Raw genomic sequence first — 6,372 nt, 5'->3', positions numbered from 1 at the left:
CTCGGCCCGTGCCCCGCGGGCGCCCTGGCCGATGAGGACGGCCACCTTCTGCCCGGCGTTGAGCACCTCGGCGGCGCGGTCGAGGTCCGTTGTGCGAGACCGTTCGTGCCGATGCGGCTCCGCCCCGCCGGAGCCTGAGAGTAACGTCAACAGCATCAGAGACGCTTCGAGTCCTTGTGATCAGAGGCCCGCGTCGCGCGGGGACTCCACCCCGCTGACTCTGGCCGCCACCGACCGCATCCAGTTCACCGAGCCCGCCCGCGACGGCCGCGCCACCCTGCCCACGCCCAGGCCACCGGCCGCTCACCCTCCAGCGTCCAACGCCACCTCGAACGGCTCCGCACCGAAGGGGCCTTGGGCCTCTCCGTCGACTTCGACCCTCAGCTCCCGGCTACCACATGACCACCCAGCACTGGCTCAACGTGGCCCCTGCCCACCTGCGCACCGTCGGGGAGTCCCTCGCCGCCCACCCCGCAATCGCCTTCGTGACTGCCACCAGCGGCACTGCCAACCTCGTCGCCAGCGGCGTCTTCCGCGCCCCCCGCCGACCTCTACGACTACATCGACCAGCGCATCGGCCCCCTGCCGGGCATCCAGAGCATCAAAACCGCCCCCCACCCTGCATGAGAGTCAAACCCCCCGCCCCCGCCCTTCTCTGACGACCCTCCTGCGTGAGCGGAGCCCGCTAGAGGCCGTCTCGGCGGCCGGCCAGTGGTCTCGTTGACTCAAGCCACCGGGCCGGCCGACCCTCCCCCGGCCCCTTGGCGAGAGACTCAGCCCGTACCGCGACCGAGAAGAGCGAGAAGCCGCTGCTGAGGGGGGCATTCATCCGGGCAGCCCGGGCAGGCGCATACATCCCTGTGGCCGCGAACTGCTCCGCCATGGGAGCGATCACCGCCAGGCACGTCGCGACAGCCTCCTCATCGAGGGACACTGCGAGTTCGGCCGCCTGCGCCAGATCCCAGGCATGGATGAGCGGTTCGATGACGGCTGTGCCCAGCACCGCCTCAACGGTGACGTCGCCATGGTGTGAAGGAACCACTGCGGCCGGATCGGCAGCAGCGAGCAGGCTGTCCACATGACGGGTCGTTGCAGCCCAGGTGGAAGCAGGGTCGCCGCCGGCAGCCGCAAGAGGGTCCTTAAGCGGCTCGCGAGGCCCTTGCCCGGTGATGAGCGTGGCGATCTGGTCCTGCCCGTCGACGAGGTGTCCCAGCACATGCAGGGTTGTCCACTCGGTGCAGGGTGAAGGAGCGGTCCAGCGATCGCCCGGGATGCGGGAGACGACGTCGCTCACTCCGGCGAGCACGCGCTGGTAGCGGGCAACGGTCTGGTTCATCGTGAGTCCTCCTGGGCAGTCGTGGAAAGGAGAGGCTTCAGGGCCATCCAGGCGGCCTGGGCAAGGACCGGTGCCGCATCTTCGGTCCTTTCGGCGCTGCCGAGCAGCCGATGGCGCGCGTACTCCTGAGCGGGCCCTGTCCAGATGGCGATGACGATGGTGAGCGCGGGAGTACCAGCCCAGCCGTGTTCTCGCAGCCACCGGGCGACCGAGTGGAAGAACCCCCGGCTGGAGGATGCGATCTGAGGTGCGTCGCCGGGAGCGATCCAGTCAGGGGGCGCCAACAGGAACGTGGCATGGCGTGGATGCTCGGCCATCCATCCCAGATGGCGGTGAACAACCTCTTCGATCCCAGCCCGCAATCCGAGCTGGGGTGTGAGCACCGCAAGGAGCTCGGCTTGGTGCTGTTCGAGCCCCTGTAGATAGACCGCCTCTGCCAGATCCTGCTTGTTGGGGAAGTGATGGAAGAAGCTGCCGTTGCTGACGCCGGCCCGCTTGCGGACCTGCTCCACCGTTGTCCGCTGCACCCCCCGCTCCAGAAAGCAGTCCAGCGCTGCCGTGAGAATCCGCGTTCGAGTCTCGGTATCTTGCATGTGAGCAGAGTAGTACTCTAGAGCATTGCTCCACCAGTGCGGATCCGGCGGACGGGGCGACGTCACGCAGGCGCGCCGAGCGGTGGGTGCTCGAGCACGCGGGGCTTGTACTCGACCAGCTGGATGCGGCCGTCGAAGGTGCGGTGCTCGATCATCTCGAGGGCAACGTCCGGATAGCCGTCGTAGATGCGTTCTTCGCCCGTGGCCCCGGTGATCACTGGGAACATCACGACCCGGAAGCGGTCGACAAGTCCGGCTCGTAGCAGGGACCGGCACAGGCTGAGGCTGCCGATCGTGCTGAGGAGCCCCGAGTCACTCGACTTCATGGCGCGGACCGCCTCGACGGCGTCGTCGCGGACGAGCCTGGAGTTGGCCCACGTCAGTGGTTCCTTGAGCGAGGAGGAGAACACCACCTTGGACGCTTGCGTGAGCTCGTCGACGGACGCCTCTTCCTCGGGCCTGAACTCGTCTTGGCCATTCGGGACCTCGCCGGCGGCGAAGCCCGACATCAGGCGGTAGGTGTTCGTTCCCATCAGGAAGGTGGCCTCGGGCTGCGCGCCGAGCCATGCGAGGTACTCCGGGCCCTCGAGCCCCCAGAACCCGGGCCATCCCTCTCCCGATGCGTGGCCGTCGAGGGAGGTGATGAAGTCGACGAGAAGCTCCGACATGGCGTGTCCTTTCCTAGGGTGTCACGAGCTTGGACCGACCAGGAGCAACAAACTCATCGGTCGCGCTGGGGGTAACGAGGAAACGGCCCCGGCCCACCCGTCACGCCCAGCTGGGCCAAGTACAACGCTCACGGGCCTACTCAAACGCTCAGTCACAATTGAGGGCCTGCGCGGCGCCGATTTCCACCTCGCCAGAAGCTGAAATCGAGGTAGTCAATATCGTTGATTTCGACATCGGAAAGGTCTATAGCGCGGCCTCCGCCGTTCTTCCGGGCGCCGCGCCGGTAGCGGTTGACCGAGTCCGCGGTGGCGCCCAGCTCAGCGGCGACGGCCCTGGCAGTTTCAACTGCTTGAGCAGGTACCCGATCCGGCCCTTGACCGTCTTGGGCGGTTCCCTGGTGAAACCCTCGCTGTCGGCGCGGGTCAGAGCGTCGCTGACCTCATCCACGGTTACTCTCCTTCATCCATGACAGTGTCGTTGCCCTTGATGTGGCGCGCCGGGTTGTGCCCCTGCTCCATCAGGTCGACCGCCCAGGCCATCGACTGCACGCCTTCCACCTTGGCCAGGCCCGGCGTGGGGCCGAGACGGAACGGGCCGGGCAGCGGCTCACCGCCGAGATGCAGGCCGCGGGCGTCGACTGGCGCCTCACGGTCTACGGAGGGGTCCTTCACGCCTTCCACCACCCACCGGTCGACCACACCGTGCGTCCCGGCGTCGGCTACCACCCACAGCACGCACAGCGAGCCTGGCACGACGTCGTCGACCTGCTCGCCGAGTGCCTGCCCGTAACGGAGTGATCTGGTCGACAACCGCGATTCCGGGCCGCGGACCGGGCCCGTCGACCGCCACCGGTTCCAGTGGTCTCACCCTCGACGCGGTCAGCGGCTGGCGGGATCGGCCTGCCGCCCGGGCCCGTGGGGAGGTGCAGGCAGCCGAACGAGATCAGGCGTATCGGGTGCATGCGGGGACTCTCCTGGGGGTGTGGGAGCGGCGGGTGGGTCGGTGACGACGGGCATGCCGAGGTCGACCAGTTGGGGTCGGCCGTCGGCCGGGGCCACGTGCGGCCGGTTTCCAGTGCGGCCACCACCGAGTACGGCCAGCCCGGGACCATCTGATGCTTGCCCTCGCCCCGACCGAACGTGTGGCAAGAGGCCCGGTCAGCACACGTGTTGGCGTCCGGCCGCAGCCACAGCGAGACATCCACTGTCCATGTCTCTACAGGTCAGCAGGTTGGTGCGGCGTAAGGCAAGTTAGTCATGTGGGCAGAATCCACGCGGCCGTGCTAGCTCATTCTGCAGCGGGGCAGTGGTCGGTCCCGGCGATTGTCCCACGGCGGAAGGGCATGGCCGGGGCTGGCATCCGCAGAGACCGGTCGTGTCCTGCGGGGCGGGGGTGGGAGCCGGGTCAGCTGCCGCAGTTGTCCTTGTCCTGCGGGGGTCTCCGCCTGAGCCATGTCGCTGTGGTCAGCAGGAATGTGGTGCCGGTGGCGATGAGGACGGCGGTGTCGGGGGTTGTGACGGTGAGGAGAAGGCCGGTGGCGGCAGCGCTGAGGCCGTAGCCGATGCCGCTGCCGGCGTACAGGACGGAGTAGCCGACGGGATGAAGGTCGGCGGGGAGCTGTTCGCGGAGGGTGAGGTTGCGGGTGATCAGTACGGCTGCCTGGAGGAGGCCGGCGAGAGCGAGGAGAGCGGCGATCACGGTCCAGGTGGTGGCGAGTGCGGTGGCGGCGACGCCCACGATCATGATGACCAGCAGCAGGGTGCTCTGGCGCTGCATGCTGCCGGGCCAGGTGCGCGCACCGTAGACGAGGCCGCCGAGGATGCTCGCCAAGGCGAAGCCGGTGAGGATCGGGCCGCTGTAGGTGACGGGCAGGTCCCGGTGCTGGAGCAGGGCGGGCAGGGTCAGTTCGATGCTGGCCAGTAGGTACATGGCGGCGATGCTGGTCAGGTAGACGGGCCAGGCTGTGAGGGTTTGCTTGAGCGGGGTGCGCTGTCCGTCGCCCGTGGCGCCGGTCTTGTCGGGCAGCAGCCACAGTGCGGCGGTGGCGGCGCACGTGGCGAGCGTGGCGAGGAGGAACGGAGTCTGCGGGGAGAACTGAAGCGAGAGTACGGACACCAGGGCCGGCGAGGCGGCCCAGGCAGCCATGTTGAGCGTCGACTCCAGGCTGAGGGCGGCGTGAAGGCGCTTCTGGGGGGCGAGGTCCTCGGCCATGGTGCGCAGCGCGCCGGGTGCGGCGGCTGCGGAGGCGCCGGCTATCGCGGCGAGGATCACGGCGAGCACGGTGCCGGGGGTCGGAAGGAAAGCGAGTAGGACCAAGGCGACGGCGGACAGCCCGAGTCCCACGGCGATCTCTCGGCGGTAAGGGCGCGTACGCAGGCGCGTGCTGAGTAACGGGGCGCCTAACGCTTCCGCGATGGCGTACGCGGCGGCCATGGCTGCACCGCCGCTGTATCCGGCGTCCGTACCGCGCCCGTAGAAGAGGAAGGCGAGCGGTGCCATCGCCACCGGCAGTCGGCTGGCCGTGACGACCGCGGCCCAGATCGTGACGTGCTTGGTAAACAGGCCGCGGTACGCCACGCGTTGTGATCCTTAACTGTCGTACTGGGCCACGAGGCCGGTCAGTTGGTCTTCGAGGTCTCTGGCTTCTTCGTGGTTGTGCGCCAGGACTACGTGCTCGATGTTGCCGGTGGTGGCGGTGTCATCGGAGGCGATGACGATGCCATGACCGTGCCGGGAATCCCAAGCGAGCCCGTGTTCTCGCACGGCGCGCGGAAGATGGGCGAGCGCGGGTGCCCGGATATTGAACCTGCCGATCAGGACATGGCTGTCCGTCCAGTCCGGGCCGACAAGAGTCTCGGCAATGTGATGCAGGTGGGTACTGCCGCCCAGGCGCGCGTTTGCCTCGTTGAACCATACGTTGCCGGCCTGGTCGATTACCGCGTCGATGCTGGCCAGACCGCGATAACCCAGGCTCTGCATGAAGCGGGCCATCCGCAGGGCCTCGCTGGTGAAGTGCTCCCACGCCGGTCCGGGCACGCTCCAGGGGCGGCAGCGCGAGTCCAGCAAGGACCGGTGGATGCTGGTCGGTACGAAGCTGCCCTCCGTTGAGCACGACGGCTTCGCCGTGTTCGGGGCAGTCCACCTCGACGTACACGGACGTGCAGTCTGGGTGGAACACCTCCAGGACGATCTCTCCCTGCGGGGCATGGGTGGTGGTCAACCCGGCTTCCTTGAGCACCTGTTCGGTATCCGTCGGATCGCCGAGGACGATCGTGCGCTGGGCTCCGGTGCCTTCCGGGCCCGGGTCGGTGGTGATCACGGTGTTGCCGTGGCCGCCGACGGCGCGGTCGCGTTTGAGGATGACGGCCGGGTGTGCGGCCAAGAGCCCATGCAGCGTGCGCAACAGATCCTCAGTAGTGCGGCACGGTATGCCGTCGGGGACAGCGAACCCGGCCCCCGCGGCCAGAGCACGGAAGACGACCCGGTGACCCCGATCAGCCCGGTGGGTTCCAGCCGGGCGTGGGGCAAGTACTGGCGGGCGCACCCGGGAGTTCGTTCCGTCGGCGGCGACCAGGACCTCGGCGGTGGCGCTGGTTCCGTCCTCGAAGTGGGCCGTGATGGTGGCATCGGGATTGTTGGTGTAGCGGGTGAAGGTCTTGCCGAACCGGACGGTGTCCCCCAGGCCGGTCAACAGTACTTGGCGCAGGGTCATCCGGGAGACCGACCGCTCGCCTACGAAAAACAGTCCCTCCTTGCCAGGCCTCAGGCTTGAGT

The 6,372-nt window shown here is 68.2% G+C and carries 6 protein-coding genes and 2 pseudogenes; 2 read left to right on the top strand and 6 right to left on the bottom strand.

Features of this window, described 5'->3' with window-relative positions; translation table 11 throughout:
* Positions 1-685: 685 nt before the first annotated feature.
* The 3 genes from AB0C66_RS20070 to AB0C66_RS20060 all read right to left on the bottom strand — a co-directional run bounded on the left by AB0C66_RS20070 (position 686) and on the right by AB0C66_RS20060 (position 2,597).
* The gene (locus AB0C66_RS20070; protein WP_362439935.1) at positions 686-1,336 is read right to left on the bottom strand and encodes a maleylpyruvate isomerase family mycothiol-dependent enzyme; all 651 of its coding nucleotides are present in this window, start codon (positions 1,334-1,336) and stop codon (positions 686-688) included.
* Positions 1,333-1,929 carry a TetR/AcrR family transcriptional regulator gene (locus AB0C66_RS20065; protein WP_362439932.1) on the bottom strand — a complete coding sequence of 199 codons (597 nt, stop codon included), beginning with the start codon at positions 1,927-1,929 and terminating at the stop codon, positions 1,333-1,335. The genes AB0C66_RS20070 and AB0C66_RS20065 overlap by 4 nt, the downstream gene beginning before the upstream one ends.
* A 62-nt stretch (positions 1,930-1,991) precedes the next feature.
* Positions 1,992-2,597: a dihydrofolate reductase family protein gene (locus AB0C66_RS20060; RefSeq protein ID WP_362439929.1), complete on the bottom strand. Its 606-nt coding sequence runs from the start codon at positions 2,595-2,597 to the stop codon at positions 1,992-1,994.
* A 609-nt stretch (positions 2,598-3,206) separates the two neighbouring features.
* Here AB0C66_RS20060 and AB0C66_RS20055 point away from each other — a divergent pair.
* Positions 3,207-3,395: pseudogene (locus AB0C66_RS20055) on the top strand (dienelactone hydrolase family protein); the annotation flags it as partial.
* Here AB0C66_RS20055 and AB0C66_RS20050 read toward each other — a convergent pair.
* From AB0C66_RS20050 to AB0C66_RS20040, 3 genes and pseudogenes are all read right to left on the bottom strand, one after another.
* A pseudogene (locus tag AB0C66_RS20050) lies at positions 3,317-3,802 on the bottom strand (hypothetical protein); the annotation flags it as partial. The pseudogenes AB0C66_RS20055 and AB0C66_RS20050 overlap by 79 nt on opposite strands.
* Before the next feature lie 200 nt (positions 3,803-4,002).
* Positions 4,003-5,175 carry an MFS transporter gene (locus AB0C66_RS20045; protein WP_362439926.1) on the bottom strand — a complete coding sequence of 391 codons (1,173 nt, stop codon included), beginning with the start codon at positions 5,173-5,175 and terminating at the stop codon, positions 4,003-4,005.
* A gap of 12 nt (positions 5,176-5,187) precedes the next feature.
* A complete protein-coding gene (locus tag AB0C66_RS20040; protein ID WP_362439924.1) occupies positions 5,188-5,664 on the bottom strand; it encodes a peptide ligase PGM1-related protein in 477 nt (158 codons plus the stop codon).
* Positions 5,665-5,674: 10 nt separating this feature from the next.
* On the opposite strand from AB0C66_RS20040, the gene AB0C66_RS20035 reads away from it, so the two are divergent.
* On the top strand, positions 5,675-6,370 hold the full coding sequence (locus AB0C66_RS20035; RefSeq protein WP_362439921.1) for a hypothetical protein: 696 nt from the start codon (positions 5,675-5,677) through the stop codon (positions 6,368-6,370).
* Positions 6,371-6,372: the final 2 nt, after the last annotated feature.

Source organism: Streptomyces sp. NPDC048636 (assembly GCF_040650655.1).
Taxonomy (GTDB): Bacteria; Actinomycetota; Actinomycetes; order Streptomycetales; family Streptomycetaceae; genus Streptomyces.
This window is presented reverse-complemented; position numbering and strand designations above follow the sequence as displayed.